At 43.7% G+C, this 26,195-nt stretch carries 22 protein-coding genes, 1 tRNA gene and 1 pseudogene; 10 read left to right on the top strand and 14 right to left on the bottom strand.

Going from position 1 to position 26,195, the window contains the following annotated elements; translation table 11 throughout:
- Nucleotides 1-8: 8 nt before the first annotated feature.
- The 5 genes and pseudogenes from gmd to PCC7418_RS16755 form a co-directional block, all read right to left on the bottom strand.
- Entirely contained in the window at nt 9-1,088 is a 1,080-nt protein-coding gene (gmd, locus tag PCC7418_RS16775; RefSeq protein ID WP_015227380.1) for a GDP-mannose 4,6-dehydratase, read from the bottom strand.
- A 107-nt stretch (nt 1,089-1,195) separates the two neighbouring features.
- A complete protein-coding gene (locus PCC7418_RS16770) occupies nt 1,196-1,927 on the bottom strand; it encodes a sugar transferase (RefSeq protein ID WP_015227379.1) in 732 nt (243 codons plus the stop codon).
- A gap of 304 nt (nt 1,928-2,231) precedes the next feature.
- A pseudogene (locus tag PCC7418_RS16765) lies at nt 2,232-2,963 on the bottom strand (cobaltochelatase subunit CobN); the annotation flags it as partial.
- Between the two features lie 516 nt (nt 2,964-3,479).
- A tRNA-Met gene (locus PCC7418_RS16760) sits at nt 3,480-3,551 on the bottom strand.
- Between the two features lie 98 nt (nt 3,552-3,649).
- Complete coding sequence (locus PCC7418_RS16755; RefSeq protein ID WP_015227378.1) at nt 3,650-4,642, bottom strand: ribose-phosphate pyrophosphokinase; 993 nt, start codon at nt 4,640-4,642, stop codon at nt 3,650-3,652.
- Nucleotides 4,643-4,772: 130 nt separating this feature from the next.
- On the opposite strand from PCC7418_RS16755, the gene bioD reads away from it, so the two are divergent.
- The 5 genes from bioD to PCC7418_RS19990 all read left to right on the top strand — a co-directional run bounded on the left by bioD (nt 4,773) and on the right by PCC7418_RS19990 (nt 10,552).
- Nucleotides 4,773-5,450: a dethiobiotin synthase gene (gene bioD, locus PCC7418_RS16750; RefSeq protein ID WP_015227377.1), complete on the top strand. Its 678-nt coding sequence runs from the start codon at nt 4,773-4,775 to the stop codon at nt 5,448-5,450.
- A gap of 7 nt (nt 5,451-5,457) precedes the next feature.
- Nucleotides 5,458-6,672 (top strand): M20 family metallopeptidase, encoded by a 1,215-nt coding sequence (locus tag PCC7418_RS16745; protein WP_015227376.1) that lies wholly within the window; start codon nt 5,458-5,460, stop codon nt 6,670-6,672.
- Nucleotides 6,673-6,943: 271 nt separating this feature from the next.
- On the top strand, nt 6,944-7,699 hold the full coding sequence (locus PCC7418_RS16740) for a MinD/ParA family protein (RefSeq protein WP_015227375.1): 756 nt from the start codon (nt 6,944-6,946) through the stop codon (nt 7,697-7,699).
- An 86-nt stretch (nt 7,700-7,785) separates the two neighbouring features.
- Entirely contained in the window at nt 7,786-8,817 is a 1,032-nt protein-coding gene (locus tag PCC7418_RS16735) for a glutaminase (protein WP_015227374.1), read from the top strand.
- A 130-nt stretch (nt 8,818-8,947) separates the two neighbouring features.
- Nucleotides 8,948-10,552: a PAS domain S-box protein gene (locus tag PCC7418_RS19990; RefSeq protein ID WP_015227373.1), complete on the top strand. Its 1,605-nt coding sequence runs from the start codon at nt 8,948-8,950 to the stop codon at nt 10,550-10,552.
- 3 nt (nt 10,553-10,555) lie between these two features.
- Here PCC7418_RS19990 and PCC7418_RS16725 read toward each other — a convergent pair whose 3' ends face one another.
- From PCC7418_RS16725 to PCC7418_RS16710, 4 genes are all read right to left on the bottom strand, one after another.
- Entirely contained in the window at nt 10,556-11,551 is a 996-nt protein-coding gene (locus tag PCC7418_RS16725) for an aspartate carbamoyltransferase catalytic subunit (RefSeq protein ID WP_015227372.1), read from the bottom strand.
- A complete protein-coding gene (gene rlmN, locus PCC7418_RS16720; RefSeq protein ID WP_015227371.1) occupies nt 11,548-12,567 on the bottom strand; it encodes a 23S rRNA (adenine(2503)-C(2))-methyltransferase RlmN in 1,020 nt (339 codons plus the stop codon). The genes PCC7418_RS16725 and rlmN overlap by 4 nt, the downstream gene beginning before the upstream one ends.
- 92 nt (nt 12,568-12,659) lie before the next feature.
- Nucleotides 12,660-13,955: an FAD-dependent thymidylate synthase gene (thyX, locus tag PCC7418_RS16715; protein ID WP_015227370.1), complete on the bottom strand. Its 1,296-nt coding sequence runs from the start codon at nt 13,953-13,955 to the stop codon at nt 12,660-12,662.
- A gap of 12 nt (nt 13,956-13,967) precedes the next feature.
- Complete coding sequence (locus tag PCC7418_RS16710; RefSeq protein WP_015227369.1) at nt 13,968-15,689, bottom strand: dCTP deaminase domain-containing protein; 1,722 nt, start codon at nt 15,687-15,689, stop codon at nt 13,968-13,970.
- 157 nt (nt 15,690-15,846) lie between these two features.
- Between PCC7418_RS16710 and PCC7418_RS16705 the strand changes: the two genes are divergently transcribed.
- Genes PCC7418_RS16705 through PCC7418_RS16695 form a run of 3 tightly spaced genes read left to right on the top strand, consistent with a single transcriptional unit; the run spans nt 15,847 to nt 19,463 of the window.
- Nucleotides 15,847-16,284: a DUF4079 domain-containing protein gene (locus PCC7418_RS16705; RefSeq protein WP_041596758.1), complete on the top strand. Its 438-nt coding sequence runs from the start codon at nt 15,847-15,849 to the stop codon at nt 16,282-16,284.
- 28 nt (nt 16,285-16,312) lie between these two features.
- Nucleotides 16,313-18,298, top strand: coding sequence for a glycine oxidase ThiO (thiO, locus tag PCC7418_RS21225; protein ID WP_015227367.1), 1,986 nt, complete (start codon nt 16,313-16,315; stop codon nt 18,296-18,298).
- 52 nt (nt 18,299-18,350) lie between these two features.
- Entirely contained in the window at nt 18,351-19,463 is a 1,113-nt protein-coding gene (locus PCC7418_RS16695; RefSeq protein ID WP_015227366.1) for a metallophosphoesterase, read from the top strand.
- Between the two features lie 87 nt (nt 19,464-19,550).
- Here the strand turns inward: PCC7418_RS16695 and PCC7418_RS16690 are convergent, their stop codons facing one another.
- From PCC7418_RS16690 to tig, 5 genes are all read right to left on the bottom strand, one after another.
- Entirely contained in the window at nt 19,551-19,877 is a 327-nt protein-coding gene (locus tag PCC7418_RS16690) for a DUF2973 domain-containing protein (RefSeq protein WP_015227365.1), read from the bottom strand.
- Between the two features lie 96 nt (nt 19,878-19,973).
- Nucleotides 19,974-20,318, bottom strand: a complete 345-nt coding sequence (locus PCC7418_RS16685; protein ID WP_015227364.1) for a DUF2605 domain-containing protein — start codon at nt 20,316-20,318, stop codon at nt 19,974-19,976.
- A gap of 129 nt (nt 20,319-20,447) precedes the next feature.
- Nucleotides 20,448-21,785 carry an ATP-dependent protease ATP-binding subunit ClpX gene (gene clpX, locus PCC7418_RS16680; RefSeq protein WP_015227363.1) on the bottom strand — a complete coding sequence of 446 codons (1,338 nt, stop codon included), beginning with the start codon at nt 21,783-21,785 and terminating at the stop codon, nt 20,448-20,450.
- 33 nt (nt 21,786-21,818) lie between these two features.
- Nucleotides 21,819-22,505 carry an ATP-dependent Clp endopeptidase proteolytic subunit ClpP gene (gene clpP, locus PCC7418_RS16675; protein WP_015227362.1) on the bottom strand — a complete coding sequence of 229 codons (687 nt, stop codon included), beginning with the start codon at nt 22,503-22,505 and terminating at the stop codon, nt 21,819-21,821.
- A 57-nt stretch (nt 22,506-22,562) separates the two neighbouring features.
- Nucleotides 22,563-23,948 carry a trigger factor gene (tig, locus tag PCC7418_RS16670; RefSeq protein WP_015227361.1) on the bottom strand — a complete coding sequence of 462 codons (1,386 nt, stop codon included), beginning with the start codon at nt 23,946-23,948 and terminating at the stop codon, nt 22,563-22,565.
- A 256-nt stretch (nt 23,949-24,204) separates the two neighbouring features.
- On the opposite strand from tig, the gene PCC7418_RS16665 reads away from it, so the two are divergent.
- Both PCC7418_RS16665 and dapA read left to right on the top strand, forming a co-directional pair.
- Nucleotides 24,205-25,248 (top strand): aspartate-semialdehyde dehydrogenase, encoded by a 1,044-nt coding sequence (locus tag PCC7418_RS16665; RefSeq protein ID WP_041596306.1) that lies wholly within the window; start codon nt 24,205-24,207, stop codon nt 25,246-25,248.
- A gap of 28 nt (nt 25,249-25,276) precedes the next feature.
- Nucleotides 25,277-26,167, top strand: a complete 891-nt coding sequence (gene dapA, locus PCC7418_RS16660) for a 4-hydroxy-tetrahydrodipicolinate synthase (protein ID WP_015227359.1) — start codon at nt 25,277-25,279, stop codon at nt 26,165-26,167.
- Nucleotides 26,168-26,195: the final 28 nt, after the last annotated feature.

Raw genomic sequence — 26,195 nt, 5'->3', positions numbered from 1 at the left:
ACAAAACCTTAGTAGGACATAGAACCCATATTTTGCCGAATATAAGCGGTATCTTGAATCCGTTGATGGTTTTTGTTTTCAGGAAGAGGAAGCCCTAAAGCCGTTAAATCCGCATCCACCATTAACATCACTAACTGTTCAAAATTCACGGACGGTTGCCAGCCTAATTTTTCTTTGGTTTTCGCTGGATCTCCGATTAATAATTCTACTTCCGCAGGGCGCAGATACCGCTCATCAAATCGCACATAATCTTCCCAGTTGAGATTCACGTAGCTAAAAGCCAGTTCTAAAAACTCTCGCACGGAATGAGTTTCACCGGTGGCGACCACATAATCATCTGGCTGGTTTTGTTGTAGCATTAACCACATGGCTTTCACATAATCTTTGGCGTAACCCCAGTCCCGTTTTGCGTCCAGATTCCCCATGTAGAGGTATTTCTGTTGTCCTGCTAAAATCCGCGCGATCGCGCGAGTAATTTTCCTAGTCACGAAGGTTTCTCCCCGACGAGGGCTTTCATGGTTAAACAAAATGCCATTACAAGCAAATAAATTATAAGATTCTCGATAATTTACCGTTTGCCAATGGGCATAAACTTTTCCGCAAGCATAAGGACTCCGAGGATAAAAGGGGGTTGTTTCTTTTTGGGGGATCTCTTGGACTTTCCCAAACATTTCTGAAGAACCCGCCTGATAAAATCGAACTTGGATCCCTGTGCGATACTGATAGTCCCGAATGGCTTCTAATAAGCGCAACGTTCCCATTGCTGCAGTATCCACCGTATATTCAGGGGAGTCAAAACTGACCCGCACATGAGATTGTGCGCCAAGATTATAAATTTCAAGCGGTTGCACGGCTTCTAAAATGCGACGTAACGTTGTTCCATCAGTTAAATCGCCATAATGCAAGAATAACCGTGCATCTTCTTGGTGCGGATCCACATAAATATGATCAACCCGATCCGTATTAAACGTAGAAGTCCGACGGATAATCCCATGTACTTCATAGCCTTTTTCTAATAAAAGCTCACTGAGGTAAGAGCCGTCTTGACCAGTAATTCCGGTAATCAATGCAACTTTTTTTTCGGTCATGATTATTATTTCATTGGTGAGGAATTTAAACGTTGGCTGTGACAGGGGGGAGAGCGGTTAAGAGGGAGAACTCTATCTTATGATCCCCCTATCACCTTGTCACTCACTTAGTATCCACCATTATCTTGAGGAAAGAGAATGACTCCAATTGTTTTGATAATGACCCAAAAATCGAGTAACCAGTTCCGAAAATTTACGTAATATACATCCATATTGACACGCCTTTCGTAAGGGATATCATTGCGCCCAGAAACCTGCCATAAACCCGTGATCCCAGGTCGGATCGTCAGGATTTTATCAATATGACGACCATATTTATAAAGTTCTTCTGGCACTAAAGGACGCGGTCCGACAACACTCATGTCACCTCTCAGGACATTCCAAAACTGAGGAAGCTCATCAAGGCTGGTATAACGTAAAAATTTCCCCACTGGAGTGACTCGGGGATCATCTTTTAATTTAAAGTTTTCTTCGTATTCTTCCCGCAATTCTGGATACTCCAGCATTAAACGGTCCATCATCGCATCCGCATTATTAACCATCGTTCTAAACTTAATGCAACGGAAAGCGCGATAATTCTTGCCAATCCGTTCTTGAATATAAAACACAGGTCCGGGGGAACTGAGTTTAATCAAAATGGCTAATAGCAAATAAAGCGGAGAACAGAGAACTAATACCGCTAAGGAGAATAAAATATCGAATAATCGTTTGAATACTTCTCCATCTTTGGCAACGAGGGCAATTGTTTTATATTTGTTCTTACTGACAAATGGGTCAACGCTACGTTTAATTGCGCCCCGTAAGACCTTAACGGAGATAAGTTGGCTTTGAGCAGTCATCTTATTCCTTTCACTTCACTTCACACCACACACACCCCATCATAAAGCCACAAGCTGAAACAAGCGAACAAATTGATTGATCGTAACTCAGACTGAGTCTATTATTTCACAGTCCATAACCTCAAGACTCGGGTGTCTCGATTTTATCTTAATGCGACAAGAAGACCCCCATTGTACCGTTAAGTTAACAGGGTGACGGGGTGTATAAACATCTGGGGTTTCCCCAGACGCTACTCCCCTCATGAATCGTCGCCCAAGAAATAGAAGTCGGACTTCGACATCCTTAAACAACTGACCCTCACCGCTATATTCTCTCTTCTACCACTCCTTCTGCTTGGTGAACGATATTTCTTAGTTGGTCTAGGGTTTCGGGAGAAGCATTATTCCACATTCCTCGTTGTTGGGCTTCTAACAGTCTTTCTGCAATATCTCGCATCGCCCAAGGGTTTTTCTCTTCTAAAAACTGTTGAACGTTCTCATCAAGAAGATAGGCTTGCGTGACCCCTTCATACATATAATCTTGAACACATTGCGCGGTTGCATCATAGGCGAAGAGATAATCGACGGTGGCTGACATTTCAAACGCCCCTTTGTAGCCATGACGCATTACCCCTTCGATCCATTTGGGGTTGACCACCCGAGACCGATAAACACGGGTGATTTCTTCACTTAATTGTCTCACTTTCGGGTTTTCCATCACAGAATTATCCCCGAAATAGGTCTGAGGATTTTTCCCTCTGACCGCCCGTACCGCAGCAGTTAATCCTCCTTGGAATTGATAATAGTCGTCGGAGTCTAATAAATCATGTTCGCGGTTGTCTTGGTTATGGAGGACCACTTGTAAGTTTTCGAGGCGTTGACTAAAGGCTTGGGGGGCTGCTTTTCCGATTCCTTGGCGGGTGTAAGCGTAACTACTCCAGTTGATGTAAGCCTGGGCTAAATCTTCGTCAGATTGCCAGTTTTGGGCTTCAATTAAGCCTTGTAAGCCTGCACCATAGGCGCCTGGTTTCGAGCCAAAAATTCGGTAGCGCGATCGCGCCGACTTAAATTAGAATTTCTTATCATTAGTCTTGAACTCTCCACGGATTAAAATCGCGTGGATTCCAATCGAAACCACTCAATGGATTAAAATCACAAATCGAGTGTTAGAAAGGAGTCTCCCGAAGCCGGAGCGAAGTGAGGATGCGCCCGTTCAAAGATGCCCTACAGACCTTGGCTAAACGAAAGTTTAGCTGTATCTCTACTTTTTAGATTACTTGCAAGTTACTTTCATAGGGCGCGAGCAAGACTCCGTTGTTTAAGTATTAACAAGGTTTTTCAGTGAACCTGATGGGTTTTTCACCATCTTTGGGTTTCGCATATCATAGCAGACACAGAAGACTAAAGTCTTTGTTCGCCATTCATGAGGGGCTGTCGTCGGAACGAGGGTGACGACGCTTGTAAGCCCCGTCCATCGGTTTGAAACCAATGGCTTTCTGACTGGCTAATTGTAAGGCGTTGCCTTGATTTGTACTAATCTTGTACTACTAAGTTAGTGACCTTCTAGAAAGAATGGCTCAGGCGTGATTTGAACACGCGACCAAGGGCTTATGAGTCCCCTGCTCTACCGCTGAGCTACTGAGCCGTTTGCGAAAGCGTTTACAATCTTAACACAGCTTTTTGAGAAATGGCAAGGCAGAGTCAATTTTTTTGGGCTGACTTCTGATTGACCTTGCCACCTTCCTAACGGAACATACTGCTCACCGAGCTTTCTTCATGAATTCGGGAAATGGCTTCACCAATCAAATTGGCTACGGATAAAACGGTTAGTTCTTCAATTTCTTGGTAGCCAGGAACAGGAATGGTGTTACTGACAATGACTTCTTCAAACGCACCGCCAAATAAGCGTTCTCGGGCAGGTCCAGATAAAACAGGGTGGGTAGCACAAGCATAAACCTGCTCTGCTCCTTCTTTACGCAGCAAACGAGATCCCTCCAGCATTGTTCCTGCTGTATCAATTAAGTCATCCACCATGACGGCAGTTTTTCCTTTGACATCCCCAATTAAATTAAGGACTTCAGCTTCATTATGGCTATGACGACGTTTATCAATAATGGCGAGGGGAGCATCATCTAATTTTTTAGCAAACGCTCTTGCCCTTGCTACCCCTCCCACATCAGGAGAGACAACAACCAAATCAGAAAGTTGCTTGCTAGCAATATATTGAATCAGTACAGGAGAACCATAGACGTGATCTAAAGGAATATCGAAATACCCCTGAATTTGTGCTGAGTGTAAGTCCATGGCAAGAACACGGCTTGCGCCAGCTTCTGTAATTAAGTTCGCCACCAGCTTGGCAGTGATTGATTCTCGTCCTGCTGTCTTGCGATCAGCACGAGCGTAACTATAGTAAGGGATCACTGCTGTAATTTGACGAGCAGACGCACGACGACAAGCGTCGATCATAATCAACAGTTCCATCAAGTTGTCATTAACGGGATGACAACAGGGTTGGATCAAGTAAACGTCACAACCGCGAATCGATTCCTGGATTTGAACATAGAGTTCACCATCAGCAAACCGTTTTCTCACCATCGGTCCCAATTCTAGCCCTAAATAAGTGGCTACCTCTTGGGCAAGGGGCTCATTTGCAGAGCCCGAGAAGATGCGTAAACGGTTTTGATCAGGAAGTTGGCTCAATGGGGGTTGAAGCGTTAAAGTAGCAGAATGGCTCACGGGCTTTCTCTTTAACCTCAGTTCGTTGCAATCATATCATCCTCAGTGACTAGGATGAAATTTAAATAAATTTAAGACGCTATTTTCTGTTTAGAAATCAGGCTCAAAGTTCTTAATCCAATTTTAAACAATGAAAACACTTTTAATCACTGGTACGGATACGGAAATTGGGAAAACGGTTGTTACGCTTAGTCTGATCGCTTACTGGCAAAAATATCGCTCCTTAGACCAATTGGGGATTATGAAGCTGATTCAAACGGGAACTCCTGGTGATAGTCATCTTTATCAACAATTGTTCCCTTTGACTCAATCACCCGAGTTGATCAACCCTTTGTCTTACCCGCTTCCGATCGCGCCCCCTTTGGCTGCCGAACAAGAAGGTCAAGACGTTAATCTAACTACAGTTTGGCAAGCCCTGACTCGCCTGAAATCCCAACGGGAGTTGGTTTTACTCGAAGCCTTAGGGGGGCTAGGATCTCCGATGACATGGGAAATGACTGTGGCGGATGTGGCTGCTGCTTGGCGTTTACCAGTGGTGTTAGTTGTCCCCGTCAAATTAGGCGCGATCGCGCAAACGGTGGCAAATGTTGCCCTTGCCCGTCAAAGTCAAGTGGAAATTAAGGGATTGATTGTCAACTGTCTTAGCGAGGAAGCAGAAGCCAAACAAGCCCAATGGACTCCTCATGACTTAATCCAAACCCTTTGTGGTCTCCCAATTTTAGGAACAATTCCTTATTTATCTAATCCGAAAGACACTGAAAAACTTGCCGACATTGCGTCAAACTTAGAATTAGAGTATCTCTGGTAATTGCCTTATGACTGTCTCTCCCATCAAACCCATCAACGCTGAAAAAATTCGTCCTGAAATCCAAAGTCTCCAATCTGATCTTGTCCAATGGCGACGGGGCTTTCATCAACGCCCAGAACTAGGATTCCAAGAAAAACTTACCTCAGAATTTGTGATTTCTAAACTGCAAGAATGGGGGATTCCCCATGAAACAGGTGTCGCCCAAACAGGGGTCGTCGCGCTGATTGAAGGGGGAACATCTGGCAAAGTGTTGGGGATTCGCGCTGATATGGACGCGCTACCCGTACAGGAAGCCAATGATGTCCCTTATCGATCGCAACATGATGGGATTATGCACGCTTGTGGACATGATGGACACACCGCGATCGCGCTCGGAACAGCTTATCATCTCTGGCAACACCGTCAAGATATCACAGGGACCGTCAAAATTATCTTCCAACCCGCCGAAGAAAGTCCAGGGGGCGCAAAACCGATGATTGAAGCGGGAGTCTTGAAAAATCCCGATGTTGACGCAATGATTGGCTTGCATCTCTGGAACAATCTCCCCTTGGGAACTCTTGGCGTGCGCGATGGGACACTGATGGCTGCGGTGGAACTCTTCAAATGTGAGATTCAAGCTAAAGGAGGACATGGCGCAATGCCTCATCAAACCATTGATGCTGTCGTGGTCAGTGCCCAAATTGTCAATGCTTTACAAACCATTGTCGCCCGCAATATTGACCCCACAGATTCAGCAGTGGTTACGGTTGGGGAATTAAAAGCAGGTTCGGCGATGAATGTCATTGCCGATCGCGCTTATCTTTCGGGAACAGTGCGCTATTTTAATACCGATTTAGAAAATTACATTGGTCAGCGCGTCGAATCAATTATTAGTGGGATTTGCCACAGCCACGGCGCAAGCTATGACCTGAACTACTGGCGGATGTATCCTCCTGTTATTAATGATGCAAGAGTGACCAATTTAGTGCGGTCTGTGGCGCAAACGGTGGTAGAAACGCCCACAGGAGTCGTTCCAGAATGCCAGACCATGGGCAGTGAAGATATGTCGTTTTTCCTTGAACAAGTGCCTGGATGTTACTTTTTCCTTGGTTCAGCAAATCCAGAATTAAGATTAAATTATCCCCATCATCACCCGCGTTTTGATTTTGATGAAACGGCTTTAGGAATGGGAGTAGAAATGTTTGTGCGCTGTGTCGAAAAACTCCCCTCCTTAAAGGTTTAAGAGCAAACAAAGATCCGTTTTCAATTAACTATAAGAAATCAAACGATCCTCGGAACGAAATCATTTCGAGGATTTTATTTTTAGGAAGTCTAATCACGTAGAAAGGGAAGGGTGATCATACTCAAAAAAATCGGGCAATCTCATCGCTTGTGTTGCTTTTTAGTTTTGTGATTTGTTTATCAAAGGAAAAACCTTACCGTGGTATGATGGAATCGTAATTTTTCTCACTCCAGACCTTAAGTCCACCTTCAATGTCATCCACTTGATCAAAATGCCAAAAGTAATTGCCATCCATTCTTATCGAGGCGGTACAGGTAAATCAAGTTTTACCGCTAACCTTGCTACCGCTATTGCGAACCAAGGAAAACGAGTTGGGGTTGTTGACATTGATCTGCCATCCCCAGGGATTCATAATATTTTTAACTTTGACGTTGAGAATCTCAATCATACTCTCAATACATATTTATGGGGCGCAACAGGAATCGAAGACACCGCTTATGATGTGAGCAATAATGTTGGGATTAAAGGGGATGGCAAGATATTTTTAGTTCCTTCCAGCACTCGCGCTGACGATATTGCCAGAATTCTAAAAGAAGGATATAAAGTGAGTCTGCTTCATGATGGTTTTCGGAAGTTAGTGAAAAGTCTCAAGCTAGATTATTTATTTATTGATACCCATCCAGGATTATCGAAAGATACGTTTCTTTCTATTGCAATTTCTCATTTTGTCATTCTCATTTTGCGTCCAGACAAGCAAGACTATCAAGGAACAGCAGTAACGGTTGATGTTGCCCGTCGTTTAAAGGTTCGGAAAATGGTTTTAGCGGTGAATAAAGCGCTGACTACCATGAGTTTTAAGAAATTAAGAGACAAAATTGAGCAGGTTTATGATTTACCAGTTGCTGGGATCTTTCCGCTTTCTGTAGATATGGCTAAACTAGCCAGTGAAGGCGTTTTTATTATCAGCAACCCTAATCATCCCATTAGTGAAGAATTTCAAAAGGTGGCGCAACAAATTATGGAGTGAGGGCGAGTCTTATCCATTAGTAACATTCGATTCTTCCCAGATTCATGGCACAATATATTATTTCTTAAAAATGAGGATTAATCAAAATGAACCAAGCCAACGAACTCGAATCATTAGCAAGCTCTATTCAGGGTATTACCTCTCCTTTTCGGAGTTATTTGAGTGATATCCATGAAAAGTTTCAACCCGTAGAAGAGGGAAAAATCACCAATTATCCCCCTGAATTAATTCCCATTGAATCGGATTCTTTTGGCATTAACGCCATTACGATGCAGGGAGAAGAGTTTGAGGTCGGTGATACCAACCAATTTTTTACCTTACAAAATTTAGTGAACTTGCTGGTCTATGGTGTGGCTTTAGAAGATTATGGTCGAGAGTATGTTACCAAGCGCGTCAGTGTTGAACCCTCCCATAAGAATCTTTACCAACTAGAACTGACCACAGATACTCGTCTTCCCAAAAACCCATTATCCCCTGCTGGTGCGATTACAGTTGTGGATCTGATTAAGGGGGATTCTCTCCCAGAACGCTTACAACGGGTTTTAGATAAACTCAGTCGTTATACGGGAAGATCCCTAGAAGTGGATACCTCAGTTTTACAAGCACAAAAAGCTGCAGGGAACTATGAACGAGGATTAGGGTTTTGGTTGCGCCAATGTGGGGTCTTATCTGACCAGTTACAAGATACACTGAAACTCTACTTTGACCTACAAGCAGTTCTCGTCAGCAGTAATGATGTGGCGATGATTGCTGCTACCTTAGCCAATGGTGGAATTAATCCCATTACAGAACAAGCAGCGATCGAGAAAGCCTATGTACAAGACTTGTTAAGTCTGATGCTCAATTGTGGTTTAGGTAACGATTCACAGCAATGGTTTTATCAAGTGGGAATTCCCACCCAAAGTAGCATCGGAGGGGGGACTTTTCTAGTTATTCCTAATCAATTGGGAGTTGGAATTTTCTCTCCCTTGATTAGCGAAGCTGGTTACAGTGTTCGTGGCTTAAAAGTTGCCCAACAACTGAGTCAAGAGTTTGGTTTACATATATTTAACGCGGGTGACTCTGGCTCGAAACTACAATCTTTGATTGAAAATCACAGTTCTGACGAAGACTGGTAATGCTGATTGGGTTGGACTTTTCCTGTCAAAGCAAGCATCGTCGCAGAACCAAGAATCCAACGCGCTTTAAACCGTTGGAGTGTCGAGATTCCCTCACAGTTTGCAAAGTTCTTCACTGTTTCCTAAAATCATGTCTATTTCTCGCACCAGTAACCCACCCCGTCATCTCAACGTTGAATCCACTCTCCAAGAACTAACCCTCGATGATTTTTCCGTCGATATCAACTCTCCTGGATCGGCTTTAACAAAAGCCTTTGAAGAAAACCCAGTTTTAACAGGAGTTTTACTGATGGAAAATGGTCAATACTATGGGATGCTATCTCGTCAAAAGTTTTTAGAGGCGATGAGTACCCCTTATGGCTTAGAGTTATTTACGCGCCGACCCTTAAAGATTCTTTATGACTCAATTTATGATCGCTCAAGTGGTCGTTCCCCTTACATTTTACCAGGCAATACCTCCATTCATGATGCAGCGGAGTATTGTTTACAACGTCCCCCTGAAGATTTATACGAGCCGTTAGTGATTGAAATTGATCCAGGGGTTTATCGGATTCTGGATTTTCCGCAACTTCTCCTCGCCCAAGGGCAAATTTATAAAATTGCTAAAGAACTCTTAGATGAGCGTAATGTTGAGTTAAATAAAGCAAATTTATCGATTCGCGAAAAAAATCAAGAAATGTCGCGATATTTGCAGCACGTCAAGCGAGTCACTGCTGCTGCTGCTGCGGTGGAAGATAACTCATTTCGATCCAAAAGTCTCGATGGTGTTGCAGCCAGAAATGATGAGTTGGGGCGACTTGCTCGGGTATTTCAGAGGATGGTGCATACAGTCCAAACTCGGGAAAAAGACCTAGCAGATGCGAAGGAACAACTGGAAACGGTGATTGATACGGTTCCAGGTGCGATTTCTTGGTTAAATTCAGGAGGGATCTATTTAGGGGTGAATCGCCATCTTGCTGAAGATTGGAATTTAAAGCAGGATTCCTTTATTGGTCGAGAAGTGGGATTTTTAGAAGGAAGTTCTCAGTTAGCAGACTTTACACGCCGATTTTTAGATAGTGATACAGAATCAGCATCAAAGGAAATTGAACTTCAAGTTGATGAGCGATCGCGCTATTATCTAGTGGCTGCTCAAAAGTATAAAGATGGCAGCGCAACCGTTTCTGTGGGCATTGATATTACCGAACGCAAACAGGCGGAAGAATCCCTCCGCATTGCAGAAGAGAAGTTCCGTAGTATTTTTGAGAATGCCCTAGAAGGGATTTTCCAAGTCAACTTAGAGGGGCAATACATGAGTGTCAACCCAGCAATGGCAAATATCTTTGGTTATTCCTCTCCTGAAGAAATGATTGAACAAGTCACTGATGTCAGTGAGTTATATGTTGATCCCAATAATGAAAAAGAATTTCATCGTCGGATTAATGAAGAAGGAGAGATTAAACATTGGGAGTATCAAGTGTATCGGCAGGATGGCAGCATTGTCTGGGTGCAAGAAGATACGCGGGTGGTGAAAGACCGACATAATAATGTCTTGTATTATGAAGGAATGCTCCAAGAAATTAGTGAACGGAAACGGGAAGAGGAAGCCCTGAAACGACAAGTGGAAGACTTAAAAATTGAAATTGATCAACAAAAACGATCGCGCCAAGTGGAAGAAATCACCCAAACCGAATATTTCCAAGAGTTAGAAATGGCAGTGGAAGAGTTACGATTTGATTTTGATGAAGATGACTAATTTTCAACTGGTACCAATCAGATAAAGGAGGGCCATGCGGACAGCGACTCCACTGGTGACTTGTTGGGAGATTAAACTCAATTCAGGATCGTCCATGAGATCAGAACTGATTTCTACCCCTCGATTCACCGGTCCTGGGTGGAGAATTTTGACATCAGGACAAGCTAAAAGAGCGCGATCGCGCGTAATTCCAAATCGTTGATGATATTCCCGTAAACTAGGCAATAAATGCTCCGTCATCCGCTCTTTTTGCAAGCGCAAGGTCATAATAAAATCAGCATCTGCGAGGGCAGGTTCAATCTCCCAGTGACAGACCAATTTCTCGGAAGAAGACCCCCTTAAAAAGCCCTGAAATGGTTTTGGCAGCAAGGTTGGCGGTGCAGCTAAATGAACCGTTGCCCCCATCGCCGTTAAGCTATAGATATTCGATCGCGCCACCCGAGAATGTAGAAGATCGCCCACAATCGCGATTTTCTTCCCTACGAGAAACTGACGGGGAGATTGAGGAGACAGCAACTGATAGAGGGTAAATAAATCTAATAACGCCTGTGAGGGATGCTCATGTTGTCCATCTCCTGCATTGAGAATACTGACATTGCTTTCTAAGCGATCCATTTCTGCTGCAATGGTATGGGGGACCCCGGCTTGGCGATGACGAATCACCATGATATTCGCGCCCATCGCCATATAGGTTTTTGCTGTATCTAAAATGGTTTCGCCCTTAGTCAGAGAAGAAGAACTCCCCGTAAAATTGAGGGTATCTGCAGATAACCGCTTTGCAGCCAGTTCAAAACTGCTACGAGTGCGAGTGGAGGGTTCAAAAAACAAGTTTGCCACCACTTGTCCTTGTAAAGCAGGAACTTTCTTGGTGCGACGGGATAACACTTCCCGAAAACTATCGGCGGTTTCTAAAAGGGTTTCGTACTCTTCTTGGGTAAATGTTTCCAGAGAGAGGATATGACGCTTTGTCCAAGGGGATGTTATCGTTTCAGTGGTCATTGTGTCTGATTTACCCGTAATTGCCCACACGCAGCATCCGCTTCTAACCCACGAGAGTAACGGATACTAACGGCAATCTTAGCGTCTTCAAGAACGGATTGAAAGGCTTCGATTCGGTTTTTGTCTGGGCGTTGATAATCCACTTCGCTAATGGGGTTATACGGAATGAGATTAACGTGGGTTTGAAAGCCTCTTAAGAGTTGGGCTAATTCTTCAGCATGATCTGGGGTATCATTCACCCCCGCTAACAGGATATATTCAAACGTAACCCGACGGTGAGTGCGTTCGACGTACTTGCGACAGTCTGCAATTAAGTCTGACAAGGGATACCCTCCGCCACTGGGAATCAATTGTTCCCGCAAGGTTTGATTTGACGCATGAAGACTAATAGCAAGGGTGATTTGTAATTTTTCTTCAGCAAGCAGCGGAATCTGTTTGGGAATACCGACAGTAGAAACCGTAAGACACCGTTGTCCAATTCCCACGTCTTGATTTAAGGATTTCACCGCTTTCACTACCGCTTCTCGGTTTAAAAGGGGTTCGCCCATTCCCATAAAAACCACATGACTGACCCGCCGTTCAAAATCTTCCGCCACAGTCAGCACTTGATCCACAATTTCGTATGCCTCGAGATTACGGGTGAAACCGCCTTTCCCTGTCGCGCAAAAGTCACACGCCATGGGACATCCGATTTGGGAAGAGACACAAACGGTTAAGCGTTTCGCGGTGGGAATCCCAACGGTTTCGATCATTTCTCCATCTGCAAGACGAAGCAGATATTTCCGCGTTTCATCAGGCGCAATGCTACGGTGAGCAATAGTAGAGCGTCCAATGGGTTGATCTTCTAACGCTGCTCGCCACTGTTTTGGAAACACAGTAATCTCGTGCAGCGATCGCGCTCCTTTTTGATACAACCACTGATGCAACTGTTTTCCCCGATAAGCAGGTTGTCCTTGGTCTTGTACCCAATCCGTTAATTCCGCTAAAGATTTTCCCAGTAATGCCGATTCTGTCAACAGTTTCCTCCTTGATTTTCAGTTTCCGAAACGATTTCTCAGAAGAAGTGATTCATTCTCATTTCCTCCCTTTCCCAATTTAAACCAATCCACTAAGGAGACAACCTTGCTTTTTTGGCACGATTTTCTAAATACCATTCTGCCAGTTGAGGTGTCCACTCTTGAAAATGTCCAAAGAGAAGTTCACTAAACTTCTGCGCTTCCAATTGGGCATCTTTTTTCCAGCGTAAATCAAGGAGGTGCATCAGCGATCGCGCATTACAACTCATGACAAAATGCTGTCGGGTATCAAAGGGAATAATTCCTCGCGCGTGTTCTTCGGCTAATCCTTCTCCAATTCTTTGTTGATAACGTTTAGTGGCTTCAATGCACCATTCTAAATCCGCTTGGCGTTGTTCTTCTGAGTAAAAATAGCGTTTTCCTTGACGGTTTGTATATTCACCCACGGGGCGTAAATAAAAGACATCTTCTGCATCTCTTTTCCCTTCTGCGACATCTAAAAGACGCTTTCCCGTATAACGGAAAGAATTGTGAACAACGATGCCATTAGCAACAAAATTATGCCAAGGTTCTGCGACCTCTAAATCGTAAGTCGTTTGTAAGCCTAGATATTCTACCTTAGCAACTTTAACAGGATGGGCTTTAACTTGAGATTGTATTTGTTCTGCTGATGTTTTTTCTAATATAGGTACTCCATTACACAAAACCCAACAATCATTTTCAGTTTTTATAACTTCGCGATCTGAATTTACAACTAAGCCAACTGCTTTGCCCATTCTTTGCCAACCTTGAATCGTTAAAAGTTTATGGTTGGTCGTACAGTCTAATTGTTTACTATCTTCCAGCGTTAGACGGTAAACAGGTTGAACGCCACTACAAAGAACATCTTTAATGCGACTTATTTGAAATTTTCCTGTCTCTTCATTTAGTACCCGCAAGGGCAAATTTTTAACAAAATCTCTTTCTTGAGATTTATTATTATTTTGAACTTTGTTTTCTTTATCTTTATTAAGCCAACTTTTGTAAAGTTCAGAAATTTTGGCTTTTTTAAGACTACCAGAGGCTTTAACGAAAGTGACTTCAGTATCCCCTGCAAGACACTGTACATCAAATGAAATTCCAACCCTATGAGTGCGAATTTGTTGCATCATTGAATGAGGAAAAAAGCCCACATTAAATGTAATTTGCGGATGTTCTAAGGGGCCATAATGTCCTCTTTCTCCTGATAATAAATGCTTGATTACTTTTTCTCCCGCTTTGGTTTCATCTGGTGCGCGATCGCGCTTATCCCAAACCAAATCTTCGGAATAATCTTGGTGCATTGCTAACCACATTACTTGTTGTGGATTCGGGGTTGCTTTAATGACTTCAATTCTAAATTTATCCATTTTTAACTCCTTTTAAATTTTTGCTAAAGTGACGCGATTAGGCTGTTCTTGATACTTTCCTTTTCGTTGTTCGTAACTAACTGAACAAGGATCACCTTCTAAAAAGACTAATTGAACAATTCCTTCATTGGCATAAATCTTACAATCGGCACTAGAAGAATTCGATAATTCTAAGGTTAAAAAACCGCGCCAACCCGCTTCTGCAGGCGTTATATTTGCGATAATTCCACAATTATGGACAAAGACTCCTGATTCTAGGGCAAAATTACCAGCCTCAGGAACACTAAGACAATAAACATCATGAGTTCCTGCAATTTCTCTCACACTAACAACTTTATGGTTTTTAACTTTTTGTCCTCGGAATTGATGAATCACATCTGGAAAGCGCCGAAAAACTGATCGATCACAATTAAGTAATCGGGCTGCTCCTCTGATGGAACCCGTTTGATCTAAAGCTGCACGTACAACATCGGCGGTAATCTCATGACGAGTTTTTGTGGAGTCATTAATGCGTTTCATCGTTTCCGACTGTCGAGCGCGTCTTGTTCCATCATCTTGTGACCAAGCCTGCTTCGATTTTTCTCCTGTTAATGCTCTTGCTTCCTTCGATTCGTAACGACGTAACATCTTTTCTCGATGGGCTTGACGAGTTTCATCTGAACAATTGCGACGGCGTTCTAGTAATAATTCCCGAACTGAAGCATATTGAGGATCATGCCAAAATTTCAAAGCTCTTTTCTGTTGTTGTTCTGAATAATTCTCCAACCATTCAGGGTTTAATTTTAGCTCTGAAATTGCTTGTTTAACTGATTGACCATGTTCTTTTGGGTCAAAATCTACACCATAAGTAATACTATTATGTAGTCGAATATGTTCCGACTCATTCATCCGCATAATATTCCATGGACAATTATTAAGACGATTATGGTCAATGTGATGGCGATGAGTATTGGGTTCTTCCTCATAAATTAGATGTCTAAGATTCCATTCATCACTAAGCCGATGAGTGGGATAAAGATGTCCATTTAGAGGTTGATAAACCATTTCATAACCTCGTTCAAGTTGGCGATAGAGTGGCATTAAAGAATCATTTGGCTTTAATTCTTGTGCTGCTACCATTCGCCCATCCCGAGTCATAAATTCATGATCGGGTGTGCAAAATATTGATTCTTCATTATCTAAAGTTACTTCCACCAGTGAATCTCTGCCAATATAACGAGGGTTTTCAAGCAAAGTAACGATTAAGCGACCATGTTGTCCAATACTGTATCCCCAAAATTGTTCGCCATTTTCAGCACGTTTTGCCATCTCTTCTAATGTTGGTGCAGTGCCATCAACTAAAGCAACTCGTGTGTCTCCGCGAAAACACCTTGCATAAGTTGATTTTCCAATACAAATGACCGTTACATTATCAGGAATTTCTAACCGTTCTAAAGCTACTCCTAAGCCATAAGAATGGGCGGGTAGAATAAAATAACTTCCGGTTTCATCCGTGCACAGTTGAGTCGGTTCTAAATTATCAGGATTAAAGTTTTTCGGGTCAACAATAGTGCCAGGAATATGACGAAAAATCCGAAATTCATTCGGCGATAAACGAATATCATAGCCGAAGCTACTCAAGCCATAGGAAATAACAGGAATGTCACCCTCAAGTTTGCGAACTTGTTGCGGTTCAAAAGGCGAAATCATTCCTTGACTTGCTTTTTCTTTAATCCATTCATCATTTTTTAACATTGTGACCCGTTCCCCAAGCACTAAAAATCGCACACTCTACTGTATCAAAACTTTGACTGACCGTGGGAAATCTTCATTCAAGTTTTTTGATTAAAACGAGCAGATAGGTATAAATTGATCAATAATGGGAAGGGAAGACCCAGTTAGGAAAGTCATCTTGGATTTACCGTCGTTTCTCTGGTTGTGGAAGATCGCTGCTTGGTCAATGGGCTTGTCTGTCACCGCTTATGGCATTTTAGCTGGGACAGGAATGGGATTATACTATTTTCGCGCCCAAAAATCACCACGCCCAAAATGGTTACGCCCCCTACACTACACCATTGGCATCATTTTAGTGAGTTTAGTTCTACTATTGTTAACCATTGGCATTGTGGGCACTTTAGGACATTATGGTAACTTGGGGCATTCCCCCCATTTAATTGCTGGGATTACCGTGGTGGGGTTAGTGCTATTATCAGCAACGAGTGCAACTCAAATTAGCGCCAAACGCCCGTGGGCGAGATCGGTTCACGTAACGACAAATGCCGTCTTGTTTTTCGCGCTGGCTTATGTGTCTTGGACGGGATGGAGTGTTGTCCAGAAATATTTAAATTGAGAGATAGGTAAGGATTGGAAGAGCAACGATGAGTACAGTAATTATTGGTGGTGGCATTATTGGCAGCGCGATCGCGCTTTCGTTACGGAAAAGAGGAGAATCAGTCACGGTTGTCAGTCGAAACCAAGCCGAAGCTGCGGGGTTTGCAGCAGGTGGAATGATTGCACCCCAAGCCGAAGCGATTCCCCCCAGTCCATTATTAGATTTGGCGCTGCGATCGCGCGATCTTTACCCCGATTGGATTAATGACCTCGAACACCAAACGGGAGAAGATACAGGCTATTTTCCTTGTGGGATTCTCGCCCCTGTTTATGAAAAAAGTCAAGCCCCTAGTTCTCCTGCGGTACAACCTGCCACTTGGGTGGACAAGCCTGATTTAGAATTTTATCAACCAGGACTCGGAGAAGATGTCATTGGCGCTTGGTGGTATCCCGAAGACGCGCAAGTGGATAATATTGCCTTAATGAAAACCCTCTTGCAAGCAGCCAAAGCAAACGGCGTGGAATTTCGAGAAGGGGTAACGGTTAAAAGCATTCAAAAGCAAAAGGGTCGCATCACCAAAATTAGAACCAGTGAGGGAATCTTACAAGCGGATCACTATGTTCTAGCAACAGGATCTTGGGTCAAAGAACTGTTACCGCTTCCCGTGCGTCCCGTAAAAGGACAAATGATGTGCCTGCGGATGCCTGATCAACCCTATCCGATCCAGCGCGTGTTATTTGGTCCCAATACTTATTTAATTCCAAGACAAGATGGACGGTTGATTATTGGCGCAACCTCAGAAGAAGTGGGGTGGACGGGAAATAATACCCCTGCTGGGATTAAAACTCTCAGCGATCGCGCGATGCGTCTCTATCCCGAATTACAAGATTGGTCAATGGAACAGATTTGGTGGGGCTTCCGTCCCACAACACCCGATGAACTCCCGATTCTCGGACAATCAGACTATGAAAACTTATTTCTCGCCACAGGACATCATCGTCATGGCGTTTTACTCGCCCCCATTACTGCTGAAATGATCGCGGAATTAATCACGAAAGGGAATAGCGATCCACTTTTAGATCATTTTCGTCCCCAACGCTTCCACAGCCAAAACACTCGTCAGTGGTTGAATCATAAACAATCCTCTTCTCTAACAACAATGAACGGTCAAAACGGACACTCTCACATTAGTCATCTTTCTATCGCCAACCAATCCACCGCAGCCCAACCAGAGGATCAGCCCTTAGTCATTGCAGGACGTACCTTTCAATCCCGCTTGCTTACTGGCACTGGAAAATTTCCCAATCCTGAAATTATGCGGGAAAGTCTTAGCGCAAGTGGTAGCCAAATTGTTACCGTTGCGGTGCGTCGTGTCCAGAATAACGCGGTAGGACATGAAGGGTTAGGGGAAGCCCTCGATTGGAATCAACTCTGGATGCTGCCCAATACAGCAGGCTGTAAAACCGCAGAGGATGCAATTCGGGTGGCAAAACTAGGGCGAGAAATGGCGAAGTTACTTGGACAGGAGGATAATAACTTTGTGAAATTAGAAGTCATCCCCGAACCGAAACATCTCCTTCCTGACCCGATTGGAACGTTAGAAGCTGCGGAAAAATTGGTGAAAGACGGTTTTGCAGTTTTACCTTATATCAATGCCGATCCCGTGCTTGCGAAACGTTTAGAAGATGTGGGCTGTTCCACAGTAATGCCTTTGGGATCTCCCATTGGGTCGGGACAAGGGATTAAAACCGAAGCCAACCTGCAAATTATCATCGAAGAAGCCAACGTTCCTGTTGTTGTCGATGCGGGGATTGGCACGCCCAGTGAAGCTGCTTATGCTATGGAATTGGGGGCTGATGCGTTGTTGATTAATAGCGCGATCGCGCTGGCAAAAAATCCCATTGCAATGGGTCGTGCGATGGGAATGGCGACGGAAGCAGGACGACTCGGCTATCTCGCTGGACGCATTCCGATTAAACAATATGCAAGCGCCAGTTCTCCCACCACAGGTTTAGTTGGATCAAGCACTTAGGTATTTCATATAAGATAAACTTGCAGATAGTGCGCTAATCAAAATTAATGTGATGAATTTTAACTTCCGCTTCGGAATTGCGAGTGATCTCCATATTGCTGTTGAAGAAACAATTTTTCACCACCCCAAACGCTTTCATTTAGTAGAAGTCAGTATCCCTAGTTTTCAACAAGTGGTTGAACACTTGAAAACCTTAAATCTTGACTTTCTCTTACTGCCAGGAGATTTAACCCAAGATGGTGAACCAGAAAATCATCAGTGGTTAGCAGACTATCTGCAAACACTTCCTTTTCCCGTTTATGTAATTCCAGGCAATCATGATATTCCCACGGTTTCTGGAGAAAATCCAGGTAAAAATCCTGCCATTCCCTATGAAAAATTTCCTCATTATTACTCCCATTGTGGTTATGAAAAAACCAATCAACTTTATTACACCACCGAATTACATCCTGGCGTTCAATTAATCGCGCTAAACTCCAATATTTTTGATGAAAATGGTCAGCAACTCGGTTGTCTGGACGAGGAACAATTACAGTGGTTAGAAAACTTATTACCTACCTTACAAGATCAAATGGTTCTGGTTATGGTTCATCATAACGTGATTGAACATTTTCCTGGACAAGGAGATCATCCCATTTCTAATCGGTATATGTTGGATAATGCACCGCGTTTGAAAAAACTCTTAAACGCCTATGGTGTAAGATTTATCTTTACTGGTCATCTTCATGTTCAAGATATTGCCAAAGAAGGAAATCTATACGAAATCACAACGGGTTCTTTAGTCAGTTATCCCCATCCTTATCGGGTGATTGAAGTGAGTGGTGAATCCCGAGATCAAATGCAATTTGATATTCAATCTCATTGGGTGAAAACGGTTCCTGGTTGGGATGATTTACTGCACTTTTCTAGGGAATGGATGGGCGATCGCGCTGACCCATTTATGATGAAATTATTAACTAAACCTCCTCTCAACCTCCCAGTGGAAGAAGCGGAAAAATTTGTTCCTGATCTGCGATATTTTTGGGCTGATATTGCACAAGGAGATGCTGCATTTTCTTTCCCTAATTTCCCACCGAAAGTGAGAGCCTTTTTTGAACAGTTCAGCGAAGAGGAAAAACTAACTGTTCATAATATCAGTGATAATCATACACGGTTACGGCTTTAAGGAAATCCATTAAAAGAAGACGCTACCGAACTGATAACGTCTTCTTAAAGTCTCAAGGTTGCGAAAAATGAACGAATAAGGAAGGAATTAATCTTTATCTTCTTCTTGATTGCTACCAGGAGAATCGTTATAGAGTGCATCCAATTTTTCCCGTGCATCATCCACATTCACTGACCGCATGACGAGGAGGGGTTCGTTAACTGGTTTTCCCTGTTCGTCTAATAATTCGGGATGGGACGGGGTTTGTGCAGATGGATAACGATTACCATTAAAATTGTTTCTACTTCCGCGAGAATTCCAGTTATTTCCAGTTCTTTGTGACTCAGTCCCTAAGGTGATCAAACTACGAATTAAGTTACTAACAGCGAAAAAAGCAATGACGGTAAAAGCGATGATGTATAGGAGGTGTAACATGGTTTTCCTTAATCTTAATCGGGAGTATTTTCTAAACTTAGGTTGCTAATGCAGCAGGCTCAAACGAAGGTTGATAGTTTTCTGATATCCTTCATTCTAACCTGTTTCATTAATCCCCTGACGCGGTGACTGTTGTTGCTGTTGTCGGTTTTGCCTTGCCACTTGCCAGCATTCTGTAACCAGTTTATGCCAAGGGGCTATGGTGGACATTTCCACGCCAACGTTACCATCCGTCGCTTGAAATAGACTCTGAGTTGCACTGACTTCTTCTTGAGCGGTTTTCACTCGCTGTAGTAAGTCCGCCTGTTCTGCGGGAGATAAAACCGCAACTTGTTCCGATTCTAAGAGATTACGAGAACGGGAAAACCAGTACTGAAAGTCCTCCAGCAATGGCTCTAAAATTGCTTTTAATAACTGTTTTTGCTCTGATTCCGAAGCCATGACGGTGTGAGTTAAAGTTTTTTCATCTTATTTATGATCTATCTTAACTTTCTTTACAAAAATTTACGTCTAACTCAGAGAGGATGAGTTGTTGGTTTTTTCAACAGTTGCCTCGCAGTGAGCTTGCTGTTATGCGGATTCGGGTTTGGGAAGGGAAGACGGATGGAGTAAGAGTTCGGCAGTGGAGCGTTTTTCTACCATATTTTTGGTAATTTGACAATGACGGACATCTTTACGAGAGGGCAAATCATACATGACATCAAGCATGATCTCTTCAATAATGCCTCGTAAGGCTCTGGCTCCTGTTTTCCTTCGATTGGCTTCTTGCGCGATCGCGCGGAGGGCTTCTGGGGTAAACTCGAGCTCAATATTATCCATCCCCAATAGCTTCTGATATTGTTTCACCAGTGCATTACGGGGCTGTGTCAAAATCGAAACTAACGCCTGCTCATCTAACGGTTCAATCACCGCCGAAACGGGAATCCGCCCCACAAACTCGGGAATCATGCCAAACTTAATAAAGTCATCGGGTTGCAGATGCTGGAGAATATCTGCTGCTCGTTTTTCCTTGGTAAGGGTGTGTCCTTCTTCCCCTTGAATAAAGCCAATGGACTTACGCCCCATCCGTTCTTCCACCACTTTATCTAAGCCAACAAACGCGCCCCCACAAATGAAGAGGATGTTACTGGTATCAATCTGGATACAATCTTGGTAGGGATGTTTCCGTCCCCCTTGAGGAGGGACGTTAGCAACTGTCCCTTCTAACATCTTCAGCAGGGCTTGTTGCACCCCTTCCCCAGAGACATCGCGAGTAATAGAGGTATTTTCGCTTTTACGGGCGACTTTATCAATTTCATCAATGTAGATGATGCCCCGTTGCGCTTTTTCCACATCGGAATCCGCAACTTGTAACAAACGCAGTAAAATATTTTCTACATCTTCTCCCACATACCCCGCTTCTGTGAGTGTGGTGGCATCAGCAACAGCAAAAGGAACTTCCAAAATCTCCGCCAAGGTTTGCGCCAGCAGAGTTTTCCCGCAACCTGTCGGACCAATTAACAGGATATTGGATTTCTGGAGTTGAACCTCCCCATCTCCTGTGTGACTCTGTTGGTTTTCCAGCAGGCTGAGGCGTTTATAGTGGTTATAAACCGCAACCGACAAGACCTTTTTCGCTTCTTCCTGACCAATCACATAGTCATCGAGATACCCCTTAATATCTTTGGGTTTGGGAATTTCACTCAACGACAGAGCAGGTTTCCCCTGACGTTTCCCTTGGTCTTCCTCTTGGGACGAAACCCGTTCTGGGCGAGAAGAGGGTTCAATGAGTTCATCATCTAAGATTTCGTTGCATAATTCCACACATTCATCGCAAATATATACGCCCGGACCCGCAATTAATTTGCGAACTTGTTCTTGGGATTTACCACAGAAGGAACATTTTAAGTGGGAGTCGAATTTTGACATAAGTCAGCACCTGCGTCTGGTATTAAATATCGTCTAAGTTGCAGCTACTTCCCGAGGGGAACGAGTCTGCGAGGTAATTACTTGGTCAATTAAACCGTACTCTTGGGCTTCTGTTGCCGACATATAAAAGTCGCGATCAGTATCTTCAGCAATACGGTCTAAGGGTTGTCCTGTGTGGTAAGCGAGGAGTTCATTCAGGGTGTTTTTGATATACAGAATTTCTCGGGCTTGGATTTCAATATCCGCTGCTTGTCCCTGTGCGCCTCCGAGGGGTTGGTGAATCATAATTCGAGAATTGGTCAGAGACATCCGTTTCCCCGCAGCACCACCGGCTAAGAGAAACGCTCCCATGCTAGCAGCCAGTCCATAGCAGATGGTCGCAACATCAGGTTGAATTTGTTGCATGGTGTCATAAATGGCCATTCCCGCATAGACTGATCCTCCAGGGGAGTTGATATACAGTTGGATATCTTTTTCTGGGTCTTCTGCTTCTAAAAATAGCATTTGTGCAGCCACAGAGTCGGCAATTTGGTCATCAACTGGCGTTCCGAGGAAGATGATCCGTTCTCTGAGGAGGCGAGAATAGAGGTCGAAGGCTCGCTCTCCCATTCCTGATTGCTCAATCACCATCGGGACAACGGCGTTCTGGGATTGAGACACAACTGGACTGCAAGCGCGATCGCTGCGAAGACTCGAAAAGGGCATTTGGGAGTAAATCATAGATTCGTCTAATGTTTTGGCTCTAACCGGCTAATTTCCTTCTGTCCTCATTATGACTTATTCTGCTGGTTCACTTTCAGCATCGACCACTGCTTCTGCTGCTTCCGTTTCTGCTTCCGCTTCTTGTTGCAAGCTGCCTTCAGGCACTAATTCTACTTCTGCTTGTTCCCGTAACCAAGCGAGAGTTTTTTCTTGGCGCAAGTCTTCTTCCACGTACTCTTGAAGACGCTCTTCGTCATACTCTTGCTCTTGCTCGTCAAGTTCTTTTCTGACTTCATCCGCTTTGGCTTTTAGTTCTTCTTCGGATGGGTTCAGCCCTTCTTGTTTCGAGATTTCTTGCAGAGTCAGGTTTTGCTTGAGGCGAGCAATGGCATCAGGGCGCGATCGCTGCTTCATTTGTTTGACTGCTTCTTCATTCAGCATTTGACGAGGATCAATTCCATACTGCGCCAACTGCATCATAGATTGAGTGATGATTGTTTGCAATTCTTGTTCAATCATCGTTTCGGGCAATTCAATTTCTGTTTGCTCAATCAGAGCATTAACAATCGCCTCTTCAATATTGCTCTTGGTTTGTTCTTCTGCTTGCTCCTCATATTGCTTGCTTAGGGCTTCCCGCCATTGGTCCATCGTGGAATGTTCCCCGACATCCTCAGCAAACTCATCATCCAGTTCTGGCAATTCTTTCGCTTTTAACTCTTTGAGGGTGACTGTAAATTTCGCTGTTTTTCCTGCTAAATCTTCTCGGGCATACTCTTCTGGAAACGTCACAGAAATTTCCTTAGTTTCTTCAGGATTCATCCCGACAATCCCTTCGACCATACCTTCAATGAATTTACCTTCAGCAAGTTCTAATTCAAAGTCTTCGGCTTGCGCCCCTTCAATGAGTTCACCGCTTTCTTCTAAACGTCCTTCGTAATCAATAACAGTGGTATCTCCCATTTGCGCGGGACGATCTTCCACTGGAACTAAAGTCGCTTCTTGCTCTCGTTTTTCCTGTAGATAGTTTTCCACTTGTTCGGGATCGGCTTTGACTTCTTCGGCTTGCACTTTCAGAGTTTTATAATCTCCCAGTTGCACTTCTGGCGGAACATCAACAGACGCACTAAACGTAAACGGTTCACCTGGTTTGTATTGTTGAGTTAGATCTTCAAAGGAAGAACGGAGTTGATAATTCCCTAACGCCTCAATCTTTTCCTGTTCAATGGCTTCGTCAATCGAGGGTTGTAATAATTCTTCAATGGCTGCTGCTTTCAAGCGTTCCTTCCCAAACCGTTGCACTAACACCTGGCGAGGGACTTTCCCCTTCCGAAACCCAGGAATATTGGCAGAATGGGTTAAATCTTTCAACACTTTCTCGTAGGCTTTTTTCGTTTGTTCAGCAGGGATTTCTATTTCCAAAGCAACTTGGCTATCGGGGAGTTTTTCCTGGGTTACTTTCATCTATTACTCTCTTCTTCTATAACGCGCATCTATATTTCAAGTGTGCCTGATGGAACTGAGTTTCTACCTCAGACCGAGGCTTATGTTAGTCTAATTCAGAACTAAGGCAAAGTCCAAATGGTTATTGTAGCATTGCCAAAGACGGTGTAAATTAGTTATTAGTTATTCATTATTGGTTATCTGTTATACATATTTCTATTTTTTGATTTAAATTACAAAATATAACTGATTATTGTTGTTAATGGAGGCAAATCATTTGTCAGAAGGAATTCGTGTCGCAATTTTAGGCGCTACAGGCGCGGTAGGGAAAGAGTTAATTCAGCTTTTAGAAGAACGGTCTTTTCCGATCAGTCAATTAAAATTACTGGCTTCTCCTCGTTCAGCAGGTCAAGAAATCTCGTTTCGGGGAGACTCTCTGAAAGTAGAAACGGTGAGTGCAGAAGCGTTTCAAGAGGTCGATCTGGTTTTAGCCTCAGCAGGTGGATCGACCAGTAAAGAATGGGCGCGAACCATTGTTGATGCAGGTGCAGTGATGGTGGATAATTCTAGTGCCTTCCGCATGGCTGAAAATGTCCCTTTGGTTGTCCCAGAAATTAACCCGCAAGCTGCTGCCCAGCATCAAGGGATTATTGCGAATCCCAATTGCACAACCATTCTGATGGGCTTGGCGGTGTATCCGTTACACCAAGTTCAACCCATCCAACGGCTGATTGTCGCAACGTATCAGTCTGCATCGGGGGCGGGTGCAAAAGCAATGGCAGAAGTGAAAAAACAAGCCCAAGCCATTCTTAATGATGAAACCCCAACCACAGAGGCGTTTCCTTATCCCTTGGCGTTTAATGTCTTCCCCCATAATTCTCCCTTAACGGAACAAGGATATTGTCAGGAAGAAATGAAAATGGTGAAAGAAACACGGAAAATTTTTGGCAGTCCAGACATACGCATTAGCGCCACTTGTGTCCGTGTTCCTGTGTTACGGGCTCATTCGGAAGCGATTAACCTCGAATTTGCTGAACCCTTCCCTGTGGGGAAAGCCAAAGCGATTCTGCAAGACGCGCCTGGGGTGGAAGTGCGAGAAGATTGGGAGAATAATTATTTTCCGATGCCGAATGAAGCAACAGGACAAGATGAAGTGTTTGTGGGACGGATTCGACAAGACATTTCCCATCCCTGTGGGTTAGAGTTGTGGTTAAGTGGCGATCAAATTCGCAAAGGAGCAGCCTTAAATGCGGTGCAGATTGCGGAGTTGTTAGTGAAAGAAAATTTGTTGCAAGGGACGCAATCAACCGTATCGGTTTAGAGAAATAGAAAAGAGATCGAAAATAACAATGACAAGTGTGGACTTTGGACAAGTGCTGACGGCAATGGTAACCCCCTTTACCGCAGAAGGTGCGGTTAATTATGCGGTTACGGAAGCGTTAGCCGATTATTTAGTCAGTCATGGGACAGATACCGTGGTCGTCTGTGGAACGACAGGTGAATCTCCGACGCTGACTTGGGAAGAAGAATATGAATTATTCCAAGTGGTACAGAAAGCGGTGGGAAACCGTGGGAAAGTGATGGCAGGGACGGGGTCAAACTCTACCCATGAGGCGATCGCAGCAACGGAAAAAGCAGCTAAACTGGGTTTAGATGGTAGTTTGCAGGTCGTTCCTTATTACAGCAAACCACCGCAGGCTGGACTTTATCAACACTTTAGCGCGATCGCGCAAGCAAGTCCAGACTTGCCGATGATGCTCTACAATATTCCGGGTCGCACGGGACGAAACTTAGAGACAGAAACGGTAGCAAAATTGGCTCAGATTGATAACATTGTTGCCATTAAAGAAGCCAGTGGCGATTTAGACCAAGTCTCAGAAATTCGGGCGACAACTCCCAGCAATTTTGGCATTTATTCAGGGGATGATTCTCTCACGTTACCCCTGTTAGCTGTTGGTGGAACAGGTGTGGTTAGTATCGCCAGTCATCTGGTGGGAGACGAACTACAACAGATGATTACTGACTTTAAAGAAGGTCAATTAGAAAAAGCTCAACAAACGCATCTTAAATTGTTTCCCTTATTCCGAGCCTTATTTTTATCAACAAATCCCATTCCTGTGAAAACAGCATTGCGCTTAAAAGGTTGGAATGTCGGTGCGCTGCGATCGCCGCTTTCAGAATTAACCCCTGATTTAGAAACCCAATTAAAAGATGTTTTAACAAAGTTATCGCTCCTCTAATTTAACAGAGCAATGTTTTTGTTATTTG

Source organism: Halothece sp. PCC 7418 (genome assembly GCF_000317635.1).
Lineage (GTDB): Bacteria > Cyanobacteriota > Cyanobacteriia > Cyanobacteriales > Rubidibacteraceae > Halothece.
The sequence above is the reverse complement of the archived record's forward strand: the minus strand, read 5'-3'. Positions and strand labels throughout refer to the sequence as shown.